At 71.2% G+C, this 22,685-nt stretch carries 19 protein-coding genes; 9 read left to right on the top strand and 10 right to left on the bottom strand.

Annotated features, from left to right (window positions below):
- Positions 1-54: 54 nt before the first annotated feature.
- The 3 genes from BCD49_RS28230 (at position 55) to BCD49_RS28240 (ending at position 4,616) form a co-directional block, all read left to right on the top strand.
- Positions 55-1,230, top strand: a complete 1,176-nt coding sequence (locus BCD49_RS28230; protein ID WP_007513222.1) for an alpha/beta hydrolase — start codon at positions 55-57, stop codon at positions 1,228-1,230.
- The gene (locus tag BCD49_RS28235; protein ID WP_232794120.1) at positions 1,155-2,792 is read left to right on the top strand and encodes an MFS transporter; all 1,638 of its coding nucleotides are present in this window, start codon (positions 1,155-1,157) and stop codon (positions 2,790-2,792) included. Before BCD49_RS28230 ends, BCD49_RS28235 begins: the two co-directional genes overlap by 76 nt.
- Before the next feature lie 261 nt (positions 2,793-3,053).
- Positions 3,054-4,616 carry an alpha/beta hydrolase domain-containing protein gene (locus BCD49_RS28240; RefSeq protein ID WP_007513219.1) on the top strand — a complete coding sequence of 521 codons (1,563 nt, stop codon included), beginning with the start codon at positions 3,054-3,056 and terminating at the stop codon, positions 4,614-4,616.
- Positions 4,617-4,693: 77 nt separating this feature from the next.
- Here BCD49_RS28240 and BCD49_RS28245 read toward each other — a convergent pair whose 3' ends face one another.
- The gene (locus BCD49_RS28245; protein WP_007513217.1) at positions 4,694-5,827 is read right to left on the bottom strand and encodes a phosphotransferase; all 1,134 of its coding nucleotides are present in this window, start codon (positions 5,825-5,827) and stop codon (positions 4,694-4,696) included.
- Positions 5,828-6,048: 221 nt separating this feature from the next.
- On the opposite strand from BCD49_RS28245, the gene BCD49_RS28250 reads away from it, so the two are divergent.
- Positions 6,049-6,429, top strand: coding sequence for a YciI family protein (locus BCD49_RS28250; protein WP_007513216.1), 381 nt, complete (start codon positions 6,049-6,051; stop codon positions 6,427-6,429).
- Positions 6,411-7,514, top strand: a complete 1,104-nt coding sequence (locus tag BCD49_RS28255) for an RNA polymerase sigma factor (RefSeq protein ID WP_007513214.1) — start codon at positions 6,411-6,413, stop codon at positions 7,512-7,514. The genes BCD49_RS28250 and BCD49_RS28255 overlap by 19 nt, the downstream gene beginning before the upstream one ends.
- Positions 7,515-7,579: 65 nt before the next feature.
- Here the strand turns inward: BCD49_RS28255 and BCD49_RS28260 are convergent, their stop codons facing one another.
- The 4 genes from BCD49_RS28260 to BCD49_RS28275 form a co-directional block, all read right to left on the bottom strand.
- Positions 7,580-9,292, bottom strand: coding sequence for an Ig-like domain-containing protein (locus BCD49_RS28260; protein ID WP_051466353.1), 1,713 nt, complete (start codon positions 9,290-9,292; stop codon positions 7,580-7,582).
- A 261-nt stretch (positions 9,293-9,553) separates the two neighbouring features.
- Positions 9,554-10,576, bottom strand: coding sequence for an FAD-dependent oxidoreductase (locus BCD49_RS28265; protein ID WP_007513210.1), 1,023 nt, complete (start codon positions 10,574-10,576; stop codon positions 9,554-9,556).
- Positions 10,569-11,087: an isoprenylcysteine carboxyl methyltransferase family protein gene (locus BCD49_RS28270; protein WP_007513209.1), complete on the bottom strand. Its 519-nt coding sequence runs from the start codon at positions 11,085-11,087 to the stop codon at positions 10,569-10,571. The genes BCD49_RS28265 and BCD49_RS28270 overlap by 8 nt, the downstream gene beginning before the upstream one ends.
- A complete protein-coding gene (locus tag BCD49_RS28275; RefSeq protein WP_007513207.1) occupies positions 11,084-12,151 on the bottom strand; it encodes a type III polyketide synthase in 1,068 nt (355 codons plus the stop codon). Before BCD49_RS28275 ends, BCD49_RS28270 begins: the two co-directional genes overlap by 4 nt.
- Positions 12,152-12,395: 244 nt before the next feature.
- Between BCD49_RS28275 and BCD49_RS28280 the strand changes: the two genes are divergently transcribed.
- The gene (locus BCD49_RS28280) at positions 12,396-13,286 is read left to right on the top strand and encodes a hypothetical protein (RefSeq protein ID WP_007513205.1); all 891 of its coding nucleotides are present in this window, start codon (positions 12,396-12,398) and stop codon (positions 13,284-13,286) included.
- Positions 13,287-13,379: 93 nt separating this feature from the next.
- Here the strand turns inward: BCD49_RS28280 and BCD49_RS41170 are convergent, their stop codons facing one another.
- The 3 genes from BCD49_RS41170 to BCD49_RS28295 form a co-directional block, all read right to left on the bottom strand.
- Entirely contained in the window at positions 13,380-14,120 is a 741-nt protein-coding gene (locus tag BCD49_RS41170) for a class I SAM-dependent methyltransferase (RefSeq protein WP_083401745.1), read from the bottom strand.
- Positions 14,012-14,941, bottom strand: a complete 930-nt coding sequence (locus BCD49_RS28290; RefSeq protein WP_007513201.1) for a phosphotransferase — start codon at positions 14,939-14,941, stop codon at positions 14,012-14,014. The genes BCD49_RS41170 and BCD49_RS28290 overlap by 109 nt, the downstream gene beginning before the upstream one ends.
- A 95-nt stretch (positions 14,942-15,036) precedes the next feature.
- Complete coding sequence (locus BCD49_RS28295) at positions 15,037-15,792, bottom strand: hypothetical protein (RefSeq protein WP_007513199.1); 756 nt, start codon at positions 15,790-15,792, stop codon at positions 15,037-15,039.
- A 267-nt stretch (positions 15,793-16,059) separates the two neighbouring features.
- Between BCD49_RS28295 and BCD49_RS28300 the strand changes: the two genes are divergently transcribed.
- Together BCD49_RS28300 and BCD49_RS28305 are read left to right on the top strand one after the other, a co-directional pair.
- Positions 16,060-17,457: a hypothetical protein gene (locus BCD49_RS28300; protein WP_131803582.1), complete on the top strand. Its 1,398-nt coding sequence runs from the start codon at positions 16,060-16,062 to the stop codon at positions 17,455-17,457.
- Positions 17,458-17,604: 147 nt separating this feature from the next.
- Positions 17,605-19,281: a class I adenylate-forming enzyme family protein gene (locus BCD49_RS28305; RefSeq protein WP_071042095.1), complete on the top strand. Its 1,677-nt coding sequence runs from the start codon at positions 17,605-17,607 to the stop codon at positions 19,279-19,281.
- Positions 19,282-19,295: 14 nt separating this feature from the next.
- On the opposite strand, the gene BCD49_RS28310 is transcribed toward BCD49_RS28305, so the two are convergent.
- Complete coding sequence (locus BCD49_RS28310; protein ID WP_007513193.1) at positions 19,296-20,534, bottom strand: amidohydrolase family protein; 1,239 nt, start codon at positions 20,532-20,534, stop codon at positions 19,296-19,298.
- Positions 20,535-20,910: 376 nt separating this feature from the next.
- Between BCD49_RS28310 and BCD49_RS28315 the strand changes: the two genes are divergently transcribed.
- Entirely contained in the window at positions 20,911-21,702 is a 792-nt protein-coding gene (locus BCD49_RS28315; RefSeq protein ID WP_007513191.1) for an SDR family oxidoreductase, read from the top strand.
- Here the strand turns inward: BCD49_RS28315 and BCD49_RS28320 are convergent.
- The gene (locus tag BCD49_RS28320) at positions 21,678-22,673 is read right to left on the bottom strand and encodes a Rieske 2Fe-2S domain-containing protein (protein ID WP_007513189.1); all 996 of its coding nucleotides are present in this window, start codon (positions 22,671-22,673) and stop codon (positions 21,678-21,680) included. The two genes, BCD49_RS28315 and BCD49_RS28320, sit on opposite strands and share 25 nt — an antisense overlap.
- Positions 22,674-22,685 lie beyond the last annotated feature (12 nt).

The raw sequence follows: 22,685 nt of genomic DNA on the forward strand, positions 1-22,685 counted from the left end.
GTCGGCGGCTGGCGCCGCGGCTCCCGGAACGGCTGCATGGACGGAGAGACAGGAATGCCCGCACGGTTACGGACACGGCGGCGGCTCGCCACGGCAGCCGCGGTGGTCGCGGTGGTCGCGGTGCCCGCCGGCTTCGCCGGCACGCCGCCGGCCGCCGGGTCGTCCCCGGCCCCGGCCGCGTCCCCGGCTCCCGGGACGCCGGTCGCCCCGGTGACCCAGGTCAACCAGAGCGCGAACGGCGGTGACAACCCCAAGATCGGGACGGTGCCGGACACCGCCACGCTCGGCGTACCCAACCCCGGGACCGTGCCCGTCGTCGGCCTCGCCACGGCGACGGCCGACGACGGCGCTCGGGTTCTCTACGAGACTCGCGTCGACGCCCGCACGATCGACCTCATGGTCAGCTCGCCGGCCCTCGGCGGCGCGGCCCCCGTCCGGCTGATGCTTCCGGCGGCCTGGGCGTCCAGTCCGGGCGCCCAGTTCCCGGCGCTGTACCTGATCCACGGCTGCTGCGAGAAGGCCGACTACCAGTCCTGGTCTCTTTACACCGACGTCGAGACCCTCACCGCCGACAAGAATGTCCTTGTCGTCATGCCCAGCGACGGATCTGCCGGGTTCGGGACCAACTGGTGGAACTTCGGCGCGCCGCACAAGGGATGGAACTACGACACCTTCATCGCCACCGAGCTGCCGCAGATCCTGCGCGCCGGATACCGGGCGTCCGGGCGCGCCGCGATAGCCGGCGCGTCGATCGGCGGTTACGCCGCGCTGGCGCTGGCCGCCCTGCACCCCGGACGGTTCGCCGCGGCGGCCTCCTACAGCGGACTTCTGAACACCCAGACGCCGGTGGTGAGCACCGAGATCCTGGGGATCCTCGCCCGGGAGGGCCGCAACCCGCTGGCGATGTGGGGTGACCCGGCGCTGCTGGCGCTGCAGTGGCTCTACACCAACCCGGCTGCCCAGCTCTGGAGGCTCACGAACGTCGGCCTGTTCGTCTCGGCGGGCAACGGCAGCCCCGGTCCGCTGGACCCCCCGGGCCGGGAAAGCGATCTCCTGGACGCGATCACGCTGGCCAACAGCACCACGTTCGTGAACCTGGCCCGGCTGAGCGGGCTGAGGCCGACCGTCGACTTCTATGGAGCGGGCACCCATTCATGGCCGTACTGGAATCGCGAACTCGCCCGGTCGTGGCCGGTGCTGGCGGCCGGGCTGGGGCTTCCGGCGACCTGACCGGCGGTCCGGGCCGCCCGGGCAGCCCGGGGAGGGCTCGGGCGGCTCGACGGACCGGGCTGCTGCTCACGGTCGCCCTGGTCGCGTTCGTCACGGCGCTCGACAACACCGTCGTGAACGTGGCCCTGCCGTCGATCGAGCGCGACCTGTCCCTGTCGACGACCGGCCTGGAATGGGTCGCGACCAGCTACATCCTGGCCTTCTCCAGCCTGCTGCTGGCCGGCGGCCGGCTGGCCGACCTGTTCGGACGGCGCCGCGTCCTGGTGCTCGGCCTGGTCGTGTTCGCCGTCGGGTCGGTGCTGTGCGGCCTGGCCTCCTCCGGCGCCGGACTGATCGCCGCCCGGGCGGCGCAGGGCGCGGGCGGGGCATGCGCGCTCCCGGCGACGCTGGCGATCCTGGCCGTGGACCTGGACGGTCGTGACCGCGACGTCGGCGCGGGTGTGCTGACGGCGGCGATCGCGGCCGCCCTCGCGCTCGGGCCGGCGGTCGGCGGCGCGATCAGCCAGTACGCCCACTGGAGCTGGATCTTCTTCGTCAACATCCCGGTCTGCGCGGTGACGACGGGGCTCGCCCTCTGGGCGGTGCCGCCTGGTCGCCGGCGTGCCGGGCGGCGGGCGGGCCTCGACCTCGCCGGGCTCGCGACCTCCGGGATCGCGCTGCTCGCGCTCACCTGGGCGCTCGTCGAGAGCACCAGCCGAGGGTTCAGCTCGCCGCCCATCGTCACCGCCTTCGTCGTGGCGGCGCTGGCCGGCTGGGCGTTTGTCGCGGTCGAGACCGCGGCGACCGACCCAATGCTCGACGTGGGCCTGTTCCGTTCACCGGCCTTCTCCGGCGGCACGGCGTCGCAGATGCTCTGGGGCCTCGGGGTGAACGGCGTCTTCCTGTTCACATCCCTGTACCTGCAGCACATCCTCGGTTTCAGCCCGGTCACCGCCGGGCTCGCGTTCGTGCCGCTGGCCGTCGCGCTGGTCGTGTGCGTGCCGGTGGCCGAACGCCTGGTCGCCTCGTGGGGCGCGCGGATCACCGTCGCGGCCGGCCTGGGGATGGTCGCCGCCGGCCTCTACCTGACCGCGCGCGTGGAACCGGGCGCCTCCTATCTCGACCTGCTGCCGGGGCTGCTGGTCATCGGTTCCGGCTCGGCCCTGACGACCCCGCTGACGTCGGTCATGCTCGGCGCCGTCGACCCGGCCGGAGCGGGGATGGCGTCGGCCGTCCTCAGCACGGCCCGGGAGGTCTCCGGGGTGCTGGGAGTGTCGGTGACCGGGGCGATCCTGCTGGCCCGTCAGCGGGCGGTCGTCGACGGCGGCGGCAGCGTGGTCGACGGTTTCGTCGCCGGCTACTCCCGCGGGCTGAGGGTCTCGGCCGGACTCGTCGCGCTGGGCGCGCTCATCAGCCTGGCCACGCTGGGAGGCCGGCGCGGGCCGGGCCGGCACCGCCGGACTCGGCCCCCGCCAGCCCGGCGACGGTCCCGGCCGCGGCCAGCCCCACCACGCCCTGCCGGCTCGATCTCACGCAAACCGCGGGTAAACCGGGACCAGGAAAGCTCCCGAAGCCCACATTAAAAGCAGGTTCTTCATTCGCTTGACACTTCATGTTCCGGGCTTCCATGATGTGGATGTCATCCAGGTTACCGGTCGGTAAATCCCTTCCAGGATGCGCGTTCGAGGCGTCGTTGTTGCGCGCTCGGCCATCCTGGGAGCCGGCCCGCGACCATTTCTGGAACAGCATTGATCCGTCCGGGGCCTGGTCTTATTCCCGGCGTGCCGGCACTCCTCCCTCGAAGTATGCCGCGCGCACAACTGTCGATCGGAGAAACGAACAACATGGCATTCACGCATCCGCGGATCCGTACTTCTCTGAGAGCTCTCTTACCCGGCCGGCCACGTCGGTCGGTGTCGCGGGCGCTGCTCGCGGTGCTCGTCGCGGTGCTGACGCCGTTGCTGGCCTTCTGGGCCTCGGACATGGCACTGGCGGCCGGCGGGACAGGGGGCGCCGCCGCTTCCGTCACGCCTGTTCCCGGCCCGGCGGCTGACCTGTCGCATCCCTTGACGGGCGGGAACGGTCCGTTCATCGGGACGGCGATCCCGGTGGATCTGAACCAGGCCGGGTATGTGCAGCAGGAGTATGCCGCGGTCGGCACGGCCACCTCGTACCGTGCCGTCGGCGCGCTCGCAGGGAACGGCCGCTGGACGTTCGCGCCCAACGGGACCGCCCCGTACGACACCCGGGTACTGGTACGCCGCCCCGCGGACCCGGCGAAGTTCAGCGGCAACGTCCTCGTCGAATGGCTCAACGTCAGCGGCGGCGTCGACGCCGACCCCGAATGGGCGAACCTGTACGAGGAGATCACCCGACGTGGTGACATCTGGGTCGGCGTCTCAGCCCAGCGGATCGGTGTCGAGGGCGGCCAGGTACTGGTCACGGTGCCCGGCGCGGGCTCGGATCTGGCCGGCCAGGGCCTCAAGAAGATCGATCCGGCCCGCTACGGCACTCTCGCCCACCCGGGCGACGGGTTCGCCTTCGACATCTTCACCCAGGTCGCTCGTGGCCTGCGCGGCGGCGGGGCTCTCGACGGCCTCCACCCACAGCGACTGGTCGCGGCGGGGGAGTCCCAGTCGGCCTTCGCGATGACCACGTACTACAACGGCGTCCAGCCGCTGACCCAGGCCTTCGACGGCTTCTTCGTGCACAGCCGCGGGGCCGCGGGACTGCCACTGGTCGGCCCCGGCCAGAGCGCCGACCTGACCGGGGCGCTGTTCAGCGCGTCGACCACCTTCCGCACCGACCAGAACGCGCCGGTGCTCGACATCCAGACCGAGTCCGACCTGACCGGGATCCTCAACTCGGTGCAGGCGCGCCAGCCCGACAGCGACCGGTTCCGCCTCTGGGAGGTCGCCGGCACCTCGCACGCCGACGCCCATCTGCTCGGCTCCACGGCGGCGGGCATCGACTGCGGCGCCCCGATCAACAACGGCCCGCTGCACCTGGTTGCCAAGGCTGCCTGGCACGGGCTCACTACCTGGCTCACGACCGGTCAGGCGCCGGTGACCGCGCCACGCATCGACATAAGCCAGTTCCTGCTATTCCGCAGCGTCAAACGCAACGCGGACGGCATCGCGACCGGCGGCATCCGTACCCCACCGGTCGACGTCCCGGTCGACGTCCTGTCCGGCGACCCAGGACCCAACCTCTCCGCCATCTGCCTGCTGCTCGGATCCACGAAACCGTTGTCCACCGCCCGGCTGGCCCAGCTCTACCCCTCCCGCGCCGACTACGAACGCCGCTACGCGGCCAACGCCGACGCCGCCGTCAGCGCGGGATTCGTGCTCGGCGACGACCGCCCCGCGCTGATCGCCTTCGCCCAACCGGCCCGCATCCCCAGCTGACCACCGACAGCACCCGGGCCTCGCCGCCCTGACCCGTAACTCACGCTGCCAGCCCCGCCCGGCGGGGCTGGCAGCGGCTACGTCGGCGGGCTCGTCGCGACAGGCCGACAGGATCCAGGGGTGCGTGGCCGGGGGAGCGTCGCGCGCGGCCGGCGTCGCGGTGGTGTGACCGCGCCGCTGTGGTCGGCGAGTGCGGTGGCGAAACGTTCGATGACCGCCAGGCACGCGTCGGTCGGCTGGAAGCCGCCACCGGACAGCGTGTGCAGCCAGGTGCCGAGCCCGAACACCGGTGTCTGGCGGTACAGCTCCCAGGCTTCGTCGAGACCCGGGCCGGGCGCCCCCCGGGCGCCGAGCTCGTTCACGTAGTCGCCGAGGAGATCACGCTCGTGGTCACGCCGGTCGGCGGTGCTCAGGCAGGAGACCAGGAAGTAGCCGACGTCGTGCGACCAGTTGCCGGCCCGCACCAGCTGCCAGTCGTAGAAGCCGGTGACGCCTCCGGGCAGCGTGTAGGTGTTGGCCAGGTGCGGGTCGCCGTGCAGCAACGTCCGCGGGTGCGCCGCCGCCAGCGCCGCCCAGTCGCGGAATCCCCGCTCGACGACACCTGCGTCGACGCCGGCGGGGATGAGCCGGCCGTGCCCGCCCGCCCGCAGCCGCCGCAGCGCCCGTGCCAGGCTCGCCCAGGAGATCGGCGCCCAGACCCGCCCGAGCCGCCATGGACGCACGAAATCCAGCGGCCGCGGCAGCGGGTCCTCCCAGTAGGCCGCGTGCAGCCTGGCCAGGCCGAGCAGGCCGTCGCGCACCTGGTCGACGTCCAGGGGGACGGTGGCGACATTGGCGCGCGCTCCGCGCAGCGTCACGTCCTCCATCACGGTCACCGCCGCCAGCCTGCGCCGGTCGACGGCGGCGGCGTAGAAGGCAGGATGCTCCAGCGGCAGGTCCGGCCCGCAGGAGGCCAGGCGGGCCTCGGCCTCCCGGGCGCCCAGAGCGGTCAGCGCGAGCCGGTTGAGCATCCGGCCCTCCCGCTTGACGAACACCCGCCGCGGGCCGCTGCCCGACGCGTAGCGCAGCCGCACCCGGGCTCGACTGTTCGTCCCGTCGACCAGGTCGTCGAGCTCGACCGCCACGACCGCGGCGCCGGGGCACGAGCCGGCGAGAGCCGCCGTCATCCACTGCGGAGTCACGTCCGACCAGCCCTGCGGCACGCTCAGCACCTGCGCATCATCCCGAAACCTGGCAGGCACGGGAATCCGACCGTGAGTAAGGATCCCGACAAGAGTGGCACCGACCCCACACCCCAGGTGTCCGTCGCAGAAGGTCAGGCTCAGCGCCGGGCGTAGGCGACCGGGTCATCTTCCGTTCGTGACCTGTCGATTTGGTCCTGCCTCACTCGTCACTGCAGTGTCAGCGTCGAACCGATCCGAGAGGACGTCTCATGCGCTACACGATTTTGCTGCACTACCCGGAGATGATGGCGACGGGCGAGCTCGACGAGGCCGCTGTTCAGGACGGTCAGGCCGCCTTCCAGAAGTACGCCGCCGACCTCGACGCGGCGGGCTTTCTGATCTCCGCCGAGGTGCTCGGTGACTCGTCGGCGACCACGACAGTGCGCAGCGTCGACGGTGAGCTCCGCATTCAGGACGGCCCGTTCGCCGACACCAAGGAACAGCTCGCCGGCACGTTCGTGATCGACGTCGCCGACCTGGACGCGGCCCTGGAGTGGGCGAAGCGGGCGCCCTCGGTCGCATGGGGGCCTGTCGAGGTACGGCCGGGCATGACCCACTGGCAGGACGGCGCGTGGACGTCGATGCGGTGACCGACCTGCCCGGCAGCATCCCCGACGAGGTGCGCGCCGCCGCCGAGGGCGCGGCGCGCGCCTCGTACGGTCGGCTGCTCGCCCTGCTCGCGGCGCCGACACGTGACATCGCGCTCGCCGAGGACGCCCTCGCCGACGCCTTCGAGCAGGCACTACGCACCTGGCCGGCCTCCGGCATCCCCGACAACCCCGGAGGGTGGCTGCTCACCGTGGCCCGCAACCGTCAGCGCGACGTGTTGAAGTCGGCCGCCCACCGCATGTCGACGCCCCTTCCCTCGGCCGACGACGCCGACAGCGGCGCGGCCGTCGCGCCCGTCGCGGCCGACCCGTTCGCCGCCGTCGATCCGGACGCGATTCCCGACAAGCGACTGGAGCTCCTGTTCGCCTGCGCCCACCCCGCGATCGCGCCGGATGTGCGGACCCCGCTCATGCTGCACACCGTGCTCGGCTTCGACGCGGCCAGCATCGCCGCCGCGTTCCGGGTGCCGTCGGCGACGATGGCGCAGCGCCTGGTCCGGGCGAAGCGCCGCATCCGGGCCGCCGGCATACCGTTCGCCGTGCCGACCCGCGCGGACCTGCCCGAACGGCTCGGCTTCGTCCTCGAGGCGATCTACGGCGCCTACACGATCGACTGGGAGTCGCTCGGCTCTCCCGACGCCCGGGTCTCGCCGCACGAGTCGCTCGCGGCGGAGTCGCTCTACCTCGCCGTCACCGTCGCGGCGCTGCTCAAGGCTGAGCCCGAGGCGTGGGGGCTCGCGGCGCTCATCGCGCTCTCGTCGTCCAGGGCCCCCGCGCGCTGGTCGGGCGGCGTGTTCGTGCCCTTCGCGCAGCAGGATCCCGAGCGCTGGGACCCGGCCCTCATCCGCGAGGGCGAGGCGTACCTGCGCCGTGCCCACGCGCTCGGGTCACCCGTCGGTCGGTTCCAGATCGAGGCCGCGATCCAGTCTGTACACGCCGACCGCCGACGTACCGGCGCGACCGACCGGGAGGCCCTGCTCCGGCTCTACCGGGCGCTCGTCAACGTCGCGCCGACCCAGGGCGCCCGCGACGCACTCGCCGCCGTCGAGGGCAACGCCGCCTTGTAGGGCGGCCCCGCGGGGCGGCGTGAGCGGCCGTGGTCGACCCGCGCGACAGGTCCGTTTCCGCTAGGTCAGGTGCAGGCCACGTTGTACGGACCGCTGCTGGCGTTCGTGACGACGTTGGAACACGAGACAGTGTTGTGGGTGTCGTTGGGCTTGTTGATGTTGACGCCGTAACCGGGCCCGCGAACGTCCAGGGTGTTGCCGGTGATCAGGTTTCCGGTTCCCCAGCCGTCGACCACGACGTGCGTCTGGATTCCGTCCAGCGGGCTGTTCACGCCGGAGTTCTTCTCGATCCGCCAGCCGTTGCCCTTCAGATCGATCCACGAGTCCGCGTAGTTGGCCCCGGTGATCGCCGACCCGTCGAAGCTGTTACCGGCGACGACGCCGCCCGTGGTCCCTTCCTTGATGTCGACGCCCTCGGCGGTGAAGCCGCTCAGGGTGTTGCCGATGACCTGGTTGCGGTCGGAGTTGTCGGGACGGCCGCCGGTGATCTGCTTCCAGTTCGATTCGGCGGTGCCGACGTAGATCGCTTCGCCGAAGCCCTCGTTGGCGCGTCCGGTGCCGTTGACGGTGACTCCCGCCACGAGGTTGTCACTGGAGAAGTTACGTAGGTGAACTGCCTCGTTGCCGATCTGTGAGACCGCCAGCTGATGAATCACGGCGTGGTTGGTCTGGTCGACCATCAGACCCTTTTGCCCGTTGCGGATGGAGAACCCTTCGAGCCGCCAGTAGTTCGCGCCGTCCAGGTGGAACACGTAGCCGTTCTTGACGTTTCCGCCGTCGAGGACCGCGCCCCGCGAGCCGCGCACCGTGACCGGGGCCGCGGCGGAGCCGGGCCGGTCGCCGACGAAGTTTCCCTTGTAGACGCCGTCGGCGAGCTGGATCAGGTCGCCGGGCTTGGCGGCCGCCAGCGCGGCGGTCAGCTCGCCGCTGGTGGACACGTTGACGGTGCGAAGCGGTTTTGGCGCGGGTGGGACCGAGGCCACCGCGGCCGGCGGGGCCGCGACGGTCGGTGCCCGGCTGGGAACCGTCCCGCCGCTGCCCGCGCCGACCCTGAAGTTCGCCTCGATCACGTCGGGGTCGCCAGAGCCGCTGGAGCTGTCGGAGCCGCCCGCGCCGCCCGCGCCACCGGTGGGCTCGGCGCTCGCGGAGGCCGCGTCGTCGTCCAACCGCACCCGGGCGGACAGCACATGATCACCATCCGAGAGCTGGTCCAGGCGCACGGTGAACGGCGCGTCCCGGTCGCTCTGCACGGTGTCGCCGTCGAGCGAGAACCGCACCCGGTCGATCCCGTCCAACGAGGCCGTGCCGGCAACGAGGGACACCTCGACGCCGGCGGCCACGGCCATGCCGTCCAGGGGCCGGTCGCCCACCACCAGGGTCCACTTGCCGGTCGGCTTCGGGATCGTGGTCGCGCCGGGCTGCGTCGACGCGCCGGGCACCGAGCCGGCGGTGGTGACAGCAGGGTCGTCGTTCCCGCCGCCACTGACGAGCACCACGGCCAGGAGCACGACGACCAGCAGCACGGCGACCGCCGCCCCGATCTTGCGGGGACGGCTGTCGAGCAGCCCGGCGAGTCGGGCTCCGAGACCGCGCCATCCACCGGCGCCACCCGGGCGGCGCCCCCCGCTGGCCGGGTCGGTCGCCGGGCCGGAGTGGTCGCCCGTCGCGGGGTCGGTCGCCACCGCCTCCGTCACCTCGGCGCGGGTGGCCAGGATCGTGTCCGACGCGGAGGGCGCCAGCTGCCGGCCGGTCGCTGCGGTCGCGGCGGTCCGACGCACGATGGGTGTCGTTGGCGGGTCGGACCCGCGGCGCGGATCTGACCCGAGGTTCCCGGATGCGCGATCGTCGGGCGAGGAAAACGCCATGTGCGATGTACTCCCGGGAAACACGAGCGGGTACGCCGGACACCGGGGGTGCGCCCTCGAGGTCCAGCGCCACGGCTGGGAAAGCCAGCCGGCGCCGCCCCCCGGTGGCAGCTCGGAGCCGGTCCTCAGCGTAGCCGCAGGCCAGCGCGCCCTGCCCATTCCCCTGGTGTGACGTCAGCGGGCGAGCTGGTCCACGGCGAAGGTGAACAGTCTCGGGGCGCGCGCGGCGGCCGGCACTATGCACCGCGCCAGTGCCGGGCGGCTTCGGGTCCACAGCAGACCCGAGGTCAGCCACCTCGACCGCCGCGACGTGGCGGCCCACGCGCGTTCGTAGTCGCCGGGCCGGTCGGCGCGCAGGCATCGCACGAGTTCGGCCGCCGCGGCCAGCGCCAGCGCCAGGCCCTCGCCGGTCAGCGCGTCGATGTAGCCGGCGGCGTCGCCGACCAGCAGCACTCGGCCCGCTACCCGGCCGGAGGCCCGCTGCCGCAACGGCCCGGCGCCCCGGACGTCGGAGACGGGTCGCGCGTCGGCCAACCGGGCGGACAGTTCCGGGAAGGCGGTGAGCTGGTCGGCGAAGCCGCCCCGGACCGAGGAGAGCACCGCGACGCCGATGGTGTCCGTCGAGACGGGGGTGACGTAGGCCTCCGAATGCCGGGCCCAGGTCACCTCGACCGAGTCGCTGAACGGCCGCATGGCGAAGTGGCGGCGCAGCCCCCACCGCGGTGTCCCCGTCCGGCCGTTCGCGGTCAGCCCCACCATGGTGCGGATGGGGGAGTGCAGGCCGTCGGCGGCGACGAGGTACCGGGCGCGCAGCGCACCGGCCCGTACGTGGTCGGTGCGCTGGTCGATCTCGGTGACGGGAGTCGGCAGCACCGGGATGCCGTGCTGGTCGACGGCGGCGCGCAGCGCGTCGTGCAGGGCGGTGCGCCGGACCCCGCGGCCCAACCCGCCGCGGAACGCGGCGTGGGCGACCGTGGAGCCCTGTCGGTAGGTGATGCCGCCGATCACATGCCCCGGGGGGTCGACGCCGAGCGCGGCGAGTGCGCGCACCGCGCCAGGCATCAGCCCCTCCCCGCACGCCTTGTCGATGACCCCGCGGCGCCTCTCGCACACCACGACGTCCAGGCCCGCCCGCGCGCAGCCCAACGCCACCGCGAGCCCCGCCGGTCCGCCGCCGGCGACCACGACGTCATGCATGGGCCGACCGCAGCGCGTCGTCCTCGGCCCGGATCCGGATGGTCAGCAGCCAGGCGTTGAGCACCGTGAAGACCGCGGCGGTGATCCACGCGCTGTGCACCAGGGGCAGGGCGAATCCCTCGACGACGACCGCGACGTAGTTCGGGTGGGCGAACAGCCGGTACGGGCCCTGGGTGACCCGGGGCAGTCCCGGCACGACCACGATGCGGGTGTTCCACTGATGCCCGAGCGTGTGAATGCACCACCACCGCAGTGCCTGCGCGGCGAGCACCAGCGCCAGCATCGGCCAGCCGAGCGCGGGCAGGAAGTCACCMCCGCGCAGCCACACCTCCACCAGGCAGCCGGCCAACAGGCCGGTGTGGAGCACGACCATGAACGGGTAGTGCGAGAACCCGGTCTCGCGGCCGCCGCGCGACAGGCTCCACGCCAGATTGCGCTTGGCGACGATGAGCTCCGCCACCCGCTCGAGCGCGACGAGCCCGACCAGGACCGTGTACCAGACCTCGCTCACCACCGCAGCAGCACCAGCTCGGCGCAGAACCCGGGGCCCATCGCCATCAGCACGCCCCAGTCGCCGGGACTGGCCGGCCGTTCGTCGAGGGTGTCCGCGAACACGTGCAGCACCGAGGCCGAGGACAGGTTGCCGATCCGGTTCAGCGAACGCCACGTCATCGCCAGGTCGTCCTCGTCGAGGCCCAGCACCAGCTGGATGGCCTCGATGACCTTCGGGCCGCCGGGGTGACAGATCCAGCGCGCGATGTCGCCGACCACGAGCCCGTGCCGCGACAGGAGCTGCTTGACGTCATCGGCCAGGTACGTCTGGACCAGGTCTGGCACCTCCGCGCCGAGGACGATCTTCAGGCCGGTGCTGCCGATGTCCCAGCCCATGGCGCGATCGGAGTCCGGGTACAGGTGGCTGACCGTGTCGACCACCCGTGGACCGCCGGACGCGCGTGGATGGTCCGCGCCGAGGGCCACCACCGCGGCGGCGCCGTCGCCGAACAGCCCTGACGCGATCATGTTGGCCATGGTCGGGTCCTGGCGCTGCACGGTCAGCGAGCACAGCTCGACCGACACCAGCACCGCGACGGAGGTGGGCCAGCCGCGCAGGAAGTCATGCAGCCGCGCCACTCCCGCGGCGCCCGCCAGGCACCCCAGACCGAACATCGGCATCCGCTTGACGTCGGGCCGCAGCCCGATCCTGGCGGCGACGTGCGCGTCGAGGGAAGGCACCGCGATCCCGGTGACGGTCGTCGACATCACCAGGTCCACGTCGGCTGGTTCGAGGCCGGCGTCGGCGAGCGCGCCGAGCACGGCCTCGCAACCGAGGTCCACCGCCACCGACAGGAACGCGTCGTTGGCCGCGGTGAACCCGTCCAGTTCGGCGTACCGCTCGATCGGCAGGGCCAGATGGCGGGTGGCGACCCGGGCGCTGCTGTGCAGCCGGCTCAGCACGGCGCGCGATGCCGAGTCGGGCAGGCAGAGCTGGGCGAACAACTCGGTGAGCCGTGCCTGCGGATATCGGTGTGGCGGAAGGGCCCCGCGTACCGACGCAATGGTCGTCGCTCTGTTCACCGCATGGCCTCCGCCTACGCTCGGCAGATGACCGGCCTGCCCGCGGCACCGCCGAGGCGCTCGCCGATCCGTGGTCGTTCCGGTGCCTGCCACTCGACGTCGAGCCTTACCGTGACCACTGTAACGGCGGTGGTCGCCGCTGGAGGCGTGCTCGACGCATGGACCACCTGGCCGTGGCGTAGCCGGAGGGGTGCCGCCAGTGTCGCCGGCACCCCTCCGGAGCACTCGACAGTAGGGTCACGCCGTGGTGATCGAACGTGTCGCATGGCCGAACCTCGACGAGGCGCTCAAGGACGCGATCGCCGCCCAGTGCGGCCCGGTCCAGCACGTCACACCCGTCGGCCCAGGCTTCAACTCCCAGCTCGCGATCGTCGTTCACGCCGAGAGAGGCAGCCGCGTCTTCATCAAAGGGTTGCGCACCGACCACGCGCGTGCGCGGACCCAGCGGATTGAGGCGACGATCAACCCATACGTGCACGCCGTCGCACCTCGCCTGTTGTGGACGCTGAGCGCCGCCGGATGGGATCTGCTCGGCTTCGAGTGCGTCACCGGCAGGCTGGCCGACTACGCTCCCGGTTCCCCCGATCTCCCGATCGTCCTGGAATGCCTGCGGCTGCTCCAGGCCATCCCCGCACCTGGCCTGCCGCTCAAACGCGCCGAACACCGCTGGCGCAACTACGTGGACGATCCCGCCGACCTCGACCACTTCGCCGGCAACCACCTCCTGCACACCGACTTCAACCCCGACAACATCCTCATCGCCGACCGCGCCTATTTCGTCGATTGGGCATGGCCCACGCGCGGCGCAGGCTGGATCGACCCCGCCCTCTGGGCGCTCTGGCTCATCGCCGCCGGCCACACCCCTGATCAAGCCGAAAATTACGCCGCGCACACGCCATCCTGGGCGAGGGCGCCCGCGTGCGCGATCACGACATTCGTCAGGGCAAACCATCGGCTATGGTCGGAAATCGCCGCCGACCACCCAGACGCGTGGACCGTTGATGTCGTCGATGCAGCGAAGCGTTGGGACCGCTACCGCAGTGCCAAATATGGCGAAGTCCAGCCGGAGTGTCCGTCGGGTCCAGCCCTCTCTGCGAACTGGCCAGCTGGAACCGGGGCAACTCATGGCGCATAGGTCGCGCAGAGTAGCATTTTAAGTATTGCCAGCGCCGGATGCCTACCGCCGGCCCGTGCCGATACCGGCACGAGAGTCGGAGTTTTCTCGGCTCTATGGGTCGAGGCGCCGGGCCGTCGCAATGACTGTGTCCGGTCCGCGCGGTTCATCGACGATCGTGACGTCGATCTTGTGGAACTCGGCAGCCGCCAGCAGGCATCGCCATTCCCGCGCCGTGTGCTCATAGCGGATCACGGGCACGGTGATACCGCCGTCGAGCGCCAAGGTTTCCCGGCGCGGCCCCGTCCCGTCGCCGACGGTTCCCGAGACCGCCAGCAGCCCGCCCGGCGCGAGCTTCGCGCCCACCAGGTCCAGCAGAGATTCCGCCGGGTAGAAGCTGAAAGCGCCGAAGCACGAATAGCAGACGTCGAACCCTGCGCAGCCGGACAGATATCGTGCCGCATCCACGCAGTGGAAGGCTGGTTTCGGCCAGCGTGCCCGTGCCCGCCGGATCTGGCCTGCGGCCAGGTCGATACCGACGCCACCTGCGCCACGTTCGACGAGGTACGCCAGGTTGTCACCGGTGCCGCAGCCGAGTTCGAGGACCCGACGACCCTGGACGTCACCCAGAAGGCTTGCGCCCGGGTCCGTGGTGCTGTCCCGGGTCCAGCGGAATGCGTGCTTGGAGGGTCTGTCGCCGAGTCCGCGCGTCCCGATCCGGACCCGGGCGTGGGTTTCCCAGGCCGCTACGTTGACCGCGAGGGCATCCGCAGCCCGAAACAGGTCGCTGCCTCCGCCAGATGCCGCCGGATCACCCCGGCCACGAAGTCGTCCTGTGAAGGGTCGTTGATCCATGTTGTTGCCTGTTCGAGATACCAGGCGATGATCCACAGGCGGTGCCAGCCCATCGCCCACGCCTCGGCCGGCAACCCGCCGCGCGGCATCGCCGCCTCGGCCGCTCCTCCGGCGCGTACGTAGTCGTCCATGAACGTGCGCAGCGCGTCGAGGTCCGCCGGGCCGGTCGTCCCCTGCCAGGACACGAGATCCAGCAGACCCGGACCGATGAACGCCCGCGCCCAGTCCAGCAGCCGCCAGCCGTCCGGCCCGATGTGCAGGCTGGTCGGATGAAACTCCGAGTGACACAGCCCGAACGGCGGAACCTCCGCCCCCCGCGCCCGCTCCTGCGCGACCGCGCCCAGTTCGCCGAGAATTACGTCGAGATCCGTCGTGTCGACCCACCGGTCCCGTGATCGCAGCGCGGTCAGGCTCTCCAGAGCGCGGTCTGGCAGCGCGGCGAGCGCAGCGCCATCCAGCACCGGTAGCCAGCTCGGCGCAGGCGCCGCATGGGTCACCACGGCTGCTGCGGCTCCATCGGCATCGGTGGCGGCCCTGACCGAGTCGCCGAGATCTTCCATCAGCATCCCGAGTTCGCCATCCCGGCGAACGCTCGCCAACAGGTACGGCACCGGCATGCCTAGGGCGTTGAGGTAGTCCAGTACGTCGGACTCACCCGCGAAGGGCTCCCGCGCGTACTTGAAGATCGTATGACCGCCGCCCGGCAGGCTCACCCGCTCCACCCCGGACAACACCCACACCCGGATGGGCGACCGAACCGTCCGACCCTCCGCGCCGAACTCCGCCAGCACCGCAGCCAGCAGCGACCCCGACTCGTCCATAGACCGGTCCGTCCTTCCGTCCTCTGTACCCGTCACGCCAGTCCGACCGGCGATGCGACCCGTGCGCCACCATCGCCGGTCGGACCCAGAGACCGTCAGTCCGCCGCGCCCGCCGGCAGCGCCAGAATCGAACCGATCCACTCCGCCTTGAACGCCGCAAGATCCGACCGGAACCGCTCCAGGTCCGCGCCGTACGGCAGCACCGCACCGCCGGACATGTTCGGCGACGACTGGCAGGCATGCACCAGCCTGCCCCCGAGCGCCGCATGCGCCCGGACCGCATCACGGCGCCGGTACTCGTTGAAGAACCCGCCGTGGTACAGGTCGTCGATCCGCTCGCCCTCCGCCTCATCCAGGTCGAAGACGACGCGCGCCGTTGCAGGGAAGAACCAGCACGGCCCGATGTCCGTGATCTCCCCCGACAGCTCCACCCGGTTCAGCGCCGCCAGCGTCGCCGACTCCCGCAGAATCCGAAGGTCCGCCTCCGTCACCTCCGACAGATCCGGGTCAGACAGCCGCTCACGGTCGAACAGGTAGCCGTATACCTGCTCCGCGGTTCGCAGTACCTCCGCCGGGTCCGACGTCCGCCGCCCGTACCCCAGCACCAGCCCGAGCGCCTGCTGTTCCACAGCCTGCGTCGCCGACTCCGCCGAGCCCAGCAGACGAGCGATCACCACGTCCCAGTCCACGAGCAGCCACACCGGGTTCTTGCTGCGGCGGTAGAAGTAGGCATCCGAGTCGATGGTCACTCGCGTTCCGTCCACCTCGATTCCCGGAATCCGATTCCACGTCGGTGTGAACGGCTCCCGCGTCTCCACTGTGATCTGACGCTGGCTCGGACTGTCCGTCATGGCGGTCCCTCCTGTCTCTGGCGCCGCCAGCCCGCGAACCTCGCATGTGAGGACTCAGCTGTGCGGAGTGTCGATGGTGAGTCGCCCTGTCGCGAATCGCCACAGCCATGACACAATCCGCACAGCTCGCGGACACAGAGCGCAACTCCCAAGTGCGGCCCGCACGCACCGGCCAGTGCGTGCGCCGCCCAGACATCAGAAGGCCGGGGACGATACGTGGCCTCTCACCCGCCGCCTGACGGGGCACTCGCCGAGTTCTCCGCGCTCATGCAACAGCTCGTCGCCGACCACGCCACGAGTTACACCGGCCTCAGCCGCCGCATCACCTACAGTCGTCAGCAGATTTCCCGCGCCGCCAACGGCCAGGAGGTGCCATCCGAAGGCCTCGCCCGAGCGCTGGACGATGCCCTCAGCGCGGATCACCGCCTCATCGCGTTGCGCGGGCGGGCGGATCGCGAGAGGCACGCGCGTAGGCTTGGGATCAATCTGGCAGCCTCTACCCAGACCTCGGACGAGCAGGAGGAGGCCGGGTCAACGGACAGGCGCGCGTTCGTCCCTATCGACCCGGTCAGCGACGCTTTGCATGAGGAGAAGACGACGGACCGACGCGAGTTCGTTGCCCTGCCCGCACTTTCCGCACTGGTATCCGGGCAGCACCCGTCCACCGACCTCTCACCGTCTACAGTTTCGATGCCCGACGACGCAGACAACGCGCTTCACGCTCTGTCGCGTGCTGACGATGCTGCGCCCTCCGAAGTCATCGATCTCCTGTGGTCGGGCGTGCGCCGTCTCGCTCATGCCTACGGTGATCAGCTCACCTTCCTGGTGGATGATCTGGTCATCGCCCGTAAGGCAGCGTTCCGGCTCCTCGACGGCGCCACCACTCCAACCAAGAGCCGGGACCTCTATTTCCTCGCAGGCATCGTCTGCGCGATRCTCGCCCACACCGCCCGCGACCGAGGCCAGCCCGACACCGCGTTGTCCTACCAGCGCAGCGCGCTCCTCTGCGCCGAAAGATCCGGCCACAGCGGACTACGCATCTTTGCCCGCACTGAGCAGGCCGCTACCGCCTACTGGACAGGGCACCACACCGAGTCGGCCCGCCTCGCCCGGATGGCGACCGACGAAGCGCGTTCTGTCCGAGGCTCCCTGTCAGTCCTACCAGCCGTCCAAGAGGCACGTGCCTGGGCCGCTGCCGGACGAGCTGACCTCGCGACCGACGCCATCACCAGGGCCGCCGATCTCCGCGACAGCGTGACCCTGGACGACCTTGACGACATCGGCGGAATCCTCGCTCTCCCGCTACCCGAACAGCTCGGCATCGTCGCCGGAACGGCAGCATGGCTCCCCAGCGCTCCCGACGCCGAACGCGCGGCCCGCCAAGCCATCCACGCRTTCCAGACAGCCGCACCCCACGAGCGCTCGTACAACTCCGAAGCAATCGCGCACGCCGACCTGGCACTTGCGTGCGTACGCCTCGACTCCCTGGACGCAGCGGCGAGTGCCGTCGCGCCGATCCTCGATGTTCCGCCCACACGCCGCGTACATCAGATCCAAGCCAGCGTTGCCCGGGTCGCACATGCGCTGGCTGACGCACGCTTCCAGCACTCCACCACAGCCCGCGACACCGTCGCCGCCATCCACTCGTTCAGGAAGGCCGGATAGAGGGTCGTCCGTCACTGACTCGCCCTCGTCGACGGCGTGGGCGGTCGACGACGTGGGCAAAGGATGCCCCACCACCGCCGCGTCGTATATATCTAGATGTTATTGGGGCCTACTGGCTGGCGTCGCGGCAATGCGGAGGTCGATGTCATGATCGCCACGACGATCGAGGCTGGTGACGACCTGCCGCTGACCGTCCCGGCGCTGCTGCGGGAGCGGTGCTCCCAGCACGGCGAGCGGGTGCTGCTCTCCTGCGACGACGAGGCACTGACGTACGCGGACGCCGACCGGCGGTCACGCGCGCTCGCCCGCGGCCTGCTGGCGCTGGGGGCGGGCAACGGGACGCACATCGGGCTGCTGCATCCGAACGGCGGCGAGTTCKTCGTGGCGTGGCTGGCCGCCGCGCGGATCGGCGCCGTGACCGTTCCGCTGAGCACGTTCTCGACGAGCGCGGAGCTGCGCACGCTGCTGCGGGGCGCGGACGTCGGGATCCTGCTCGCGGCGCGCTCGTTTCGCTCCCACGACTACGCGGCCACGCTGCGGTCGGCCCTCGGCGAGCCCGGCCTGGGCGCCGGGCCGCCGCTGCTGGTGGGGTCCGTGCCGAGACTGCGGCACGTCTTCTTCGCCGCGGGCGGTACCGGCCGGCCCGAGCCTGAGGCCCCCGAGACCCCCGAGGCCCCCGACGGCGGCGTCGGGGCGGCCYGGTCCGTCGCGGCGCTCGAGCGGCGAGGTGCCGAGGTGGGTGACGAGCTGCTCGCGGCGGCCGAGGAGTCCGTCCACCCGAGCGACCGTCTCGTGATCGTGCACACGTCGGGGTCGACCAGCGCTCCGAAGGGTGTGATCCACACACACGGGGCGCTGATCCGGCACCAGGCGAACCTGAACGAGATCCGCCGCTACACCCCGGACGAGGTGCTGTTCTCCAACTCGCCGTTCTTCTGGGTCGGCGGCTTCGCCTACGCGCTGCTCGGGACGCTGGTGGCCGGCGGCCGGCTCGTGTGCTCGAACGCGCAGGCGGCGGCCGGTGTGCTCGACGTGCTCGAACGCGAGCGCCCGACGATGGTCAACGGCTACGCCCAGTCAGTGGCGGGCCTGCCCGCCGACCCGACGTTCCCCGGGCGCGACCTGTCGTCGATCCGGCGCGGCAACCTGTACTCGATCATGCCGGCGGAGGTCCGGCCCGCCGACCCCGGGCTGCGCCACCAGATGCTCGGGATGACCGAGGCGGGCAGCGTGTGCCTGGTCAGCGAGGACGAGGGCGACCAGCCCGAGCACCGGCGCGGCTCGTTCGGCCGCCCGGCGCCGGGCCTGGAGGCGCGGGTGGTCGGTGAGGACGGGACCGTTCTGGGGCCGAGCCTGGTGGGGGAGCTGTGGCTGCGGGGTCCGTTCCTGATGGAGGGCTACTACGGGCGTGAGCGTCACGAGGTGTTCGACGCGGACGGCTGGTACCACTCCGGCGACCTCTTCGCCGTCGACGCGGACGGCTTCTTCTACTTCCAGGGCCGGCGCGGTGATCTGATCAAGACCGGGGGCGCGAACGTGTCGCCGAGCGAGGTCGAGGCCGCGATCCGGGAGGTCGCCGGGCTGACGGCGCACGTCGTCGGCCTCGAGGACGCCGCGCGGGGGCAGATCGTCGCGGCCGCGGTCCGGGTGCCGCCCGGACGGCACGTCGACGCCGACGAGCTGCGCCGGGGGCTCGCCGAGCGCCTGTCCGCCTACAAGGTTCCGCGCCGGGTCGTTCTGCTCGCCGACGACGAGGTGCCGACGATGTCCAGCGGGAAGATCGACATGCCCGCGCTCAAGGAGCTGCTGCGTGCCGCCGGATGACCGGGCACCGGAGGTCAGCCGTGGCTGGCCGCCGGGGTGGGGCGTGGGACGCCGAGTAGTTCGGCCAGGTTCGTCGACATGATCCGTTCGATGTCGGCGGCCGGGCGGCCGGCGATCCGGGTGGCGAAGGACAGCGGCTCGGCGAGGCCCTCCGCGTGCGGGAAGTCGGAGCCGAAACAGACCCGGTCGCTGCCCATCAGGTCGATCAGGCCGTCGAGGGAGTCCTCCCAGAACGGGTTGATCCACACGTTGCGGCGCAGCAGCTCCAGCGGGTGGGTCGGGAACTCCTTCGGCATCTTCTTGTAGGTCAGTGCGAGGTTCCTCGTCAGTACGTCGACCCAACTGCCGCCGTTCTCGACGCTGATCAGGCGCACGTCGGGAAACCGGTCGAGCATGCCGTGGCAGATCGCCGAGGCGAGGGTGTCCTGGATGGAGCGCCCGCCGTCGGCGACGTAGGCGAACGTCTTGGGCTTGAAGGCGACGAACTCGCCGCCGCGGCCCTCCCAGGTGTTCAGGTAGTCCTGGTAGCCGCTGTCGGAGGCGTGCAGCGCGACGACCACGCCGGCCTCCTGGACGCGGGCCCAGAACGGGTCGAACTCCGCCAGGAACGGCGACCGCGGGCCCCGTGATCCGGTCACCGGGGCCGGGCGCATGAGCACGACGCGTGCCCCGCGGCCCAGGACGGTCTCCAGCTCGCGGATGCCCACCTGGGCGGTCGTCGGGGTGATCACCGGGGCGGTGAAGATCCGGCCGGCGTAGTCGTACTTCCACTCGTCGTACAGCCACTCGTTGAACGCGTGGATGGCGACGTCGGTGAGGTCCGGGTCGTCGCGCAGCCGCTCCTCGATGAGGCTGGCCAGCGTCGGAAACATCAGGCAGGCGTGAATGCCCTGCTCATCCATCAGCTCCAGGCGCGCCGCCGGCTCGCGGAACGCCGGGATGGAACGCATCGGCTTGCCGGTGAGCTCCCGCAGCGACTTGCCCTCCGGGTTGTCGCTGGCGTAGAACGCCATGTGCGCGCCCGGCCGCGCCACCACCTCGAACGTCGGGTTCGGGATGTACTCGGTCAGCAGGCTGCGCACGACCAGTTTCTTGCGCCCGCTCAGCTCCACGAACCGGAACAGGTCCCGGTGCGCCGCCGGCAGGTGCCGCGTCAGCGCGTCCTCGGTCTCGTACAGGTGGTTGTCCGCGTCGAACACCGGGAAACCGAGATCCGGCCGTCCCGCCGCCGCGGAGTCGACAACACTCGTCATGATCCGAAACACCTCCGCCGCCGACGTCCCGCGGGCCACCCGCGGACTCTGCCCTCGGCCTGCAATATATCTAGATTTATAGCGCTCGCGCCATGCTCGCGGCGCGCTAGCGGCCATCCCGGGAGGGCGCGCTGGGCTCCGACGTCACCGACCGTCGATACATATAGATGTCTCTGGTCGGATGCGGTAGAACAGCAGATGGGGCCGGGTACGGCCCGATAACTCCTGGTTGGAGGCATGGCGATGACCTTCTGTGGCTGGCGTGGAGAACGGGCCGAACCTGCCGGGCCGGTGGCCGTCTTATCGACGAGGGGCGGTGGCTCGCGATGACGCGGCCGGCGAAGGCCATCGTCAAGGTCATCGTCAAGGCCGTCGCGTGAAGCGCGTCGTCGTGGTCGGGGCCTCTAGCGGCCTGGGGCGCTGCATCGCGCTCGGCCTCGCGAGGCAGGGAAAGCAGGTGGCCATGCTGGCCCGCCGGCGCGACCGTCTCGAGGCTGCGGCGCGGGAAGCCGGCGACGGGGCGGTCGCGATCGCCTGCGACGTCACCGACGAGACGTCGTGCCGGGACGCGGTCGCCGAGGCGGCCGCGGCGCTCGGCGGCATCGACGCCCTCGTGTACTCCACCGGCGTCATCACGATCATGCCGCTCGAGCAGATGGACGCGGCCGCCTGGGGGAAGCTGTTCGCGACCAACGTCACCGGCGCGGCGCTGGTGACGGCGGCCGCGCTGCCGCATCTGGCCGACGCGGGCGGTTCCGCCGTCTACCTGTCGTCGATCAGCGCGTCGGGGGGCCCGCCCTGGCCGTTCGTCGGCGGCTACGCGGCGAGCAAGGCGGCGCTCGACAAGCTCGTCGAGGCCTGGCGCGTCGAGCACCCCTCCATCGGCTTCACCCGCCTCACGATCGGGGACTGCCTGGGCGGCGAGGGCGATTCCGCGACCGGCTCGCTGGTCGGCAACGACCCCGAGCACATCAGCCGGGCGGTCACCGAGTGGCAGCGGCTCGGCTACTTCACCGGGCACTTCATCGACGTCGACCACCTCGTCGAGGTCACCATCGCCGCGCTGCACTGCGGAGCGAGCAGCGCGATCCCGTCCCTCACCCTCGTCCCGCGCGCCCCCGCGACGCCTGGCGTCCACGGTGGTTACTCGCCGGGCGGGATCTCGTAGAACTGGGTGGCCCAGCGGCGGTAGGCCATGTAGGGCTTGGCGTCCTGGATGGCCATCGTCGGATGTTCGATGTAGGCCTGGTAGCGCCAGATCTCGAGGTCGTCGTCGAGGGTGGAGAGGAACTCCTTCTCCAGGCGTTCGAGGACGTCGGGCGGCGGGGTGTCGGACTCGTCGCCGGCCAGGCGCGGCCACCAGATCGAGTAGAACATGTCCGAGCAGCCGTCCTCGACCGGCGTGGTCGCGAAGATCAGGCGGTAGTTGTCCGCGCCGGCGAAGGCGCTGATCGCGCCGCCGAGTCCGAACAGGTAGCTGTGGATGCGCAGCGCCATCGCGTCCGGGTCGCTCTTGCGCCTGTCGGGCCAGCCGGTCTCGAACAGCCATCCGCTGTCGTCGTGCTCCCAGTTGAGCAGGACGGGGGTGACGGTGGCGTGGTGGACGTACTGGAAGTGCATGCTGTCGGCCGCGTTCTCGCCCGGGATCTGCGGGTGCACCGGCTCGCGTTCGGCCTTGCGGGACAGCGCCGGGTAGGGCGGGTAGTAGGCGGCGGGGTCGGTCTCGAACTGCGGGAAGATCGTGAAGATGTCGGGCATCTCCCAGCGGGGCGGCTGCCCGTTCGGGTCATGCCAGATGAAGACGCAGTCGTACTGCTCGCGCACGGGCCACACCCGCAGCTGGGCGGCGCGGTTGGGCCGGTCCTGGTAGGGGATGTAGCGGTTCCGGCCGTCCGGCCCCCAGCCCCAGCCGTGGAACGGGCACTCGATGCAGTCGCCGTTGACCTTGCCGCCGTGGCCGAGGTGCGCGCCCAGGTGCCGGCAGTGCGCCGCCAGGACGTGCAGCTCGCCGTCGTCGTCCCGGTAGGCGACGAGGTCCTCGCCGAGGTACCGCAACGGGCGCGCCTGGCCGGTGGGGAACTCGGCCGACCAGCCGATCATGAACCAGCCGGTGGGCTTCCAGGTGAACGGAACCTTCACGTGACGTCCCCT

Origin of the sequence: Pseudofrankia sp. EUN1h (assembly GCF_001854645.1) — a bacterium.
In the GTDB taxonomy this organism is placed as follows: domain Bacteria; phylum Actinomycetota; class Actinomycetes; order Frankiales; family Frankiaceae; genus Pseudofrankia; species Pseudofrankia saprophytica.